General features: G+C 69.4%; 3 protein-coding genes. 2 read left to right on the top strand and 1 reads right to left on the bottom strand.

Going from position 1 to position 4,932, the window contains the following annotated elements:
- Window positions 1-82: 82 nt before the first annotated feature.
- Window positions 83-1,420: a replication initiator gene (locus J0670_RS30005; protein WP_374223193.1), complete on the top strand. Its 1,338-nt coding sequence runs from the start codon at window positions 83-85 to the stop codon at window positions 1,418-1,420.
- Window positions 1,421-1,618: 198 nt separating this feature from the next.
- Here the strand turns inward: J0670_RS30005 and J0670_RS30000 are convergent, their stop codons facing one another.
- The gene (locus tag J0670_RS30000) at window positions 1,619-3,238 is read right to left on the bottom strand and encodes a recombinase family protein (RefSeq protein WP_207814846.1); all 1,620 of its coding nucleotides are present in this window, start codon (window positions 3,236-3,238) and stop codon (window positions 1,619-1,621) included.
- A 338-nt stretch (window positions 3,239-3,576) separates the two neighbouring features.
- Between J0670_RS30000 and J0670_RS29995 the strand changes: the two genes are divergently transcribed.
- Window positions 3,577-4,338 carry a TIGR03936 family radical SAM-associated protein gene (locus tag J0670_RS29995; RefSeq protein ID WP_207814845.1) on the top strand — a complete coding sequence of 254 codons (762 nt, stop codon included), beginning with the start codon at window positions 3,577-3,579 and terminating at the stop codon, window positions 4,336-4,338.
- Window positions 4,339-4,932 lie beyond the last annotated feature (594 nt).

The raw sequence follows: 4,932 nt of genomic DNA, 5'->3' as shown, positions 1-4,932 counted from the left end.
CGCCAGCACCAACCCGTACACCGACCCCACTGCACGCCGCGCCTTCCTCGACCGGAAGGCGCGGCTGCGCCAACTACCCTCGGTGGAGCGTGATTTCATCCGCCTCGGTGAGATGCCGGACCTGAGTCGCTGGCTGGAGCAGATCCGGGCCACTGGCGGCTGTGCCGAACCGGTCTACCTCGCCGGGCACACCACCACCCTCGACGGCGACACCGGTGAAGTCCTGCGTCACTACTCGACCGCCACCGAACCCGGTGGCCGGCTCGCCGTCCGCTGCCGGAACCGCCGGGCCTCCCGTTGTGCATCCTGCTCCCGGGAGCACAGCGGCGACACCTTCCACCTGGTCCGCTCCGGCCTGGTCGGCGGCAAGGGCGTCCCGGAAGCGGTACGGACGCGCCCACGGCTGTTCGTCACCCTGACCGCGCCCTCGTTCGGGCCGGTCCACCGGGCGGGAGAGTGCCATCCGACCCGGCGCCGACGCTGCGAACACGGCAGGTGGCACGGCTGCGGCCGGACCCACCTGGACACCGACCCGCTCATTGGTCAGCCGCTCTGTGCCGACTGCTACGACTACCCGGGCCACATCCTCTGGAACGCCATGGCCCCGGCGCTGTGGAAGGCCTTTCGCGACAACCTCTATAACCACCTCGCTGCCCGCGCGGCTCTTGGCCGGTCGGAGGTGCGCACCCTGGTTCGGGTCTCGGCCGCCAAGGTCGCCGAGTATCAGAAGCGCGGTGCTATCCACTTCCACGCCGTCATCCGACTCGATGGATCCGATGGGCCCGCCAGCCCGCCTCCGTCCTGGGCAACGGGAGATCTCCTCCTGGAGGCCGTCCGTTCGGCGGCTGCTGTCGTGGCGCTGCCCTGCCCCGACTCGGCGGCCTACGGCGGAGGACGGTTCGGCTTCGGTGCCCAGCTCGACGCCCACCCCCTCACCAACGGGCAAGGTGAACGACTCACGGACGACGCTGTGGCTGCCTACGTCGCTAAGTACACGAGCAAGAGCGTGGAGGCCGCTGGCGCTGTCGACCGCCGCATCACCTCCCTTGCAGAGATACGGGCTCTGCGTGTCACTCCGCACGTCCGAGCCCTGATCGCCACGGCCTGGCGTCTCGGTGGGCTGCCCGAACTGCAGCACCTGCGCCTACGTGCCTGGGCCCACATGCTCGGCTACCGGGGGCACTGCCTCACCAAGACACGGTCCTACTCCACTACATATGGGCAGCTCAGAGCCGCCCGTGCCGAACATGCCCGTGGCCTGTACGCCGACTGGGACAGCGAGACCGCGGTCGAAGGTGCCTGGCGCTTCGTCGGAACCGGTCACACTCCGGCCGAAGCGCTCATCGCTGCCGGCATTGCCGAAGACCTCGCCACCAACCGGGAGATCGTCCGTACGGAGCAGGTAGGGGAGAGGGCGTGACTACCAAGGACGCGAGGGCCGGACTGTCGACCGGTTCTCGCGTGGCGGTACCGGCTCCATCGCGACGGAAGGCGGCCCGAGCCGCGATCATCGAGAGCGAGATTGTCATCGTGGACGATGAGGGCCGAGAAGAGCCGTACGACTCGGCCAAGCACTGATCGCCGGTAGCCCCCGCCACGATGACGGGGGCTACCGGTGTCAGAGCTTGCTCGCGAAGTCGTCTTCCTTGATGACCAGCCGATCGCGGTAGTCCTTGGGGATCCTGAGCTTGAGGTGCACAGCGGGCTGGCGTTGCCCCGGGATCTTGGTGCGGGTGACCTTGCAGGTCACGCCCACACGGAGCAGGTCGGCAGCCATGGCCTCCATGCCTCCTGCCTCCCAGTGCTCCCGGAAGGTCTTGCCGTTGGCCGCGTTGACCCACCGGTCCTTGGTGGACTCGGGGTCGATGGTCGCCAATTCGTCAATGAGCTGGTTCAGTGTCTCCTCCGCCTGTTCCTGGGTGAACGAGGTGCGGGCGAAGCGTCCGCCGGGTTCCAAGCCCTTCATGTAGTAGGAGACGGACTCCTCCAGCTGATTCTTCCTCTTCAGGGCCTCGGCGCCCTTGGCGTACTCCCTGACCAGGACCGGCTCGTCGCCGAGCACCTTGAGCACGTCCCGTACGAGGGCCGCATTGACTCCGTCCGGGTCGTTCACCCCGGCCCCGCCGCCCTTGCAGCCGCTGCACCGCATGTACTTGTACTGGACGCCCTTGGTCGTCGTGACCTGCACCGTGATGTTGGTGTCGCAGTCCTCGCACACGAAGACTCCGAGGAATTTGGTGGCTCCGCCCTCCTGTCGGGCGGGCTGGTTCTTTCCCCACCTGTCGAGGTCCCTGCCGAGCTGGGCGAACTCGTCCTCCGTGAAGACCGCCTCGGCGACCTTGATCGGCTTGCCGTCCTTGCCGAGGATCAGTTTCGACTTCCGGCCGACCCCACTCCTGTCCTCCTCTACCCGGTACCCCATGAGCGCGGGGTTCCTGAGCCTCCGCAGGTGGGTGGACGTGGTCAGTCCCTCGGAGCCCGGGACGCCTGCGCGCTTGATGATCCGCACCTGCCTCGACGCGGAGATCTTCGACGCCCGGCGCCGGCTCCAGTGCAGCACCTTGTAGGCGGTCTCATCGATGGCCAGGACGGTCCTGCCGTTCTCGTCCACGACCGTCTTGTAGCCGTAGGGCGGCTTGCCGACCAGCCATTCCGCCTGGGTCTTGGCGTAGTCCCAGAGGCTGGTGACGCGGGTGGAGGTGTTGGCCGCCTCGATCTCGGCGATCCCGCCGATCAGCGTGATCATGACCTTGCCGACCACGGTGGTCAGGTCGATGGCGTCGTTCTTGGAGACGAGGTTCTTCCCGTACTTCAGGCACCAGTCGATCATGGTGCTGAGGTCCGAGAGCCGTCGCACGAAGCGGTCAAGCTTCCAGAACAGCAGGACGTCGAACTCCGGCGCCCGGTTGTTCAGCCAGTCCCCGAGCTGCTTGCGCTTCCACGGCGGGACTTTCGTGGCGCTCACGTTGAGGTCACTCGCCACCCCGATCACGCGCACGCCCATGTCGCGGGCCAGGATGCGCAGGTCCAGCTCCTGTCGGACCGGAGACGTCGTCTCGTCCGTGAGCACGCTCAGCCGGATGGAGAGGAGAGCTCGGGGAGCATCCTCGGGCAACTGGGCTTCCGCCCGCTTCAGATCCTTCAGGAGCTTCAGGTCCGCCGGCGACCACTCGGCGTCCACGTCGTACTGCTGCTGTCGCTGCTGCGCCGATACGGCGCGCTTCGCACCTCGTCCCATGTCAGGGACGGTAGCGAGCTTTTTGGATCTATGTCCATATGGCCGCAGATGGACACCCACATCCAGATCGGCCCGACGGGCAAGAAGATGCTGCCGCTGACGGTCGTCAACAAGTAGGCGTCGTACGTTCCTCGGCCCCCGTTCGGTGTGTTCCGGACGGGGGCCTAGGAGTGTGGCTGACCAGGGGCGGAGCGAGGGGTGCGGCGGGGCGCGTACCCTTTGAGGTGACAGAGTCCGGGCAGTGGCGGGAAAGCGCCGCGCCGGACGGGGACAATTGACTAAAGGACTGAGCGACCCTGGCACGCCGTACGCCCGACGGTCCGCCGCCCGCGCCGACGGTGCAGCGGATTCGTCTCCGCTACACCAAGCGCGGCCGGCTCCGCTTCACCAGCCACCGCGACTTCCAGCGCGCCTTCGAGCGCGCCCTGCGCCGGTCCGCCGTTCCGATGGCCTACTCGGCCGGCTTCACCCCGCACCCGAAGGTGTCCTACGCCAACGCGGCCCCGACCGGGGTGGCGAGCGAGGCGGAGTACCTGGAGATCGGCCTGGCCGCCGTGCGCGATCCCGAGCAGCTGCGGGCGCAGCTGGACGGGTCGCTGCCGGCGGGTCTGGACGTGATCGACGCGGTCGAGGTCCGGACGCCCAACTTCGTGGAGCGCCTGGAGGCCTCCGAGTGGCTGGTCCGGCTGGACGGCGTGGAGCCGGTGGAGGCCGCTTCGGCGGTCGCGCGGTTCCTCGCCGAGGAGAAGGTCGAGGTCGAGCGCCGGACCAAGAACGGCGTGCGGGTCTTCGACGCGCGCGGTGCGGTGGCGGCACTCGAAGCCGTCGAGCCGCAGGTCGACGCCGGTACGGACACGGCCGCCGGAACGGACCGCGATGTTCGGACCGGCCGTCCCTGTGCGATACTGCGCCTGGTAGTACGACACGCCACACCCGCCGTACGACCCGACGACGTATTGTCCGGTCTCCGTGCGACGGCCGACCTGGCGCCGCCGGTCCCCGCAGAGGTGACCAGGCTGGCGCAGGGGCCGCTCGACGAGGAGTCGGGCACGGTGACCGACCCGCTGGCGCTCGACCGCGCCGCGGCCCCGGCCGGCTGAGAAACGGCTGCCGGGCCGCGCGCTACCGCGTCCGCCTAGGGGGCGGAGGCCGGGTCCAGTGCCTCACTGGACCCGACGGCCCTCCAGGGTTTCCGCGGCTCCCCAGGGGAGCGAGCGTCGTCGCAGCACAGGCCGGCCACTCGGGGCCCGCCGACCAGGACGGTCGGTGGGCCCGGGACCCCGTCCGGGAGCCACCCGGGGTTGGGGGACGGCGCAGCTTGGGAAAACCTCAGAAGACTGGTCAGACCAGAAGACTTTCGACACCCCGCCGAGCGCGGGGCGCCGAGCGAGACTACGAGCCCCTGTGCGGCTTCGCGTCCGCGCGGCGGCACCGTGAAAGGGTCCGGCCCGAGCATCGTCGCGATGCCGGCCGCCCACCGGTGCCGAGCCGTGCCCGGATGTGGAGCCCGGGGGCCTGACGGGAGATCCACCCGCATGCTCGATAACACCGATCCGCAGCAGTCTGCGGCAACGGAACAGAACGAAACCGCCGCGACCGGTGGCGAGGGCGCGTCCGCCGCGCCGCCGCGCCGTCGTCGCCGGGCGGTGTCCCGCCCGGCGGGCACCCCGCAGGGTGCGGCCGCCGAGGCGGCC

Source organism: Streptomyces sp. FH025 (assembly GCF_017427025.1).
Classification (GTDB): domain Bacteria; phylum Actinomycetota; class Actinomycetes; order Streptomycetales; family Streptomycetaceae; genus Kitasatospora.
The sequence above is the reverse complement of the archived record's forward strand: the minus strand, read 5'-3'. Positions and strand labels throughout refer to the sequence as shown.